At 65.1% G+C, this 229-nt stretch carries 1 protein-coding gene; it reads right to left on the reverse strand.

What is annotated here, in order from left to right; genetic code table 11:
• On the reverse strand, positions 1-229 hold a 229-nt coding region (locus SM754_RS20440; RefSeq protein WP_323677978.1), incomplete at both ends, for a hypothetical protein.

Genomic DNA, 229 nt, shown 5'->3' on the forward strand with positions numbered 1-229 from the left:
CCGTACGTCATCGTTCGCCGCGATCATCTCTGCCATGCTCGCCGGGAAGTCATCCTCCGAGTCCGCCGACTCCTTCACCACCACGAGCTCTCCTGCAGCCAGAGCTGGTGCCTCGGACTCTCCTCTCCTTTGCGATACAGTGGTCACTTCCGAGTCTGCGGGTCCGCTGGCGTCCTCCCCTTCAGCCCGCTGCTTGGCTTCATGTGTAGCCGCCGCCGCCTCCCCCGGT

It is taken from the genome of Halorubellus amylolyticus (assembly GCF_034808145.1).
Lineage (GTDB): Archaea > Halobacteriota > Halobacteria > Halobacteriales > Natrialbaceae > Halorubellus.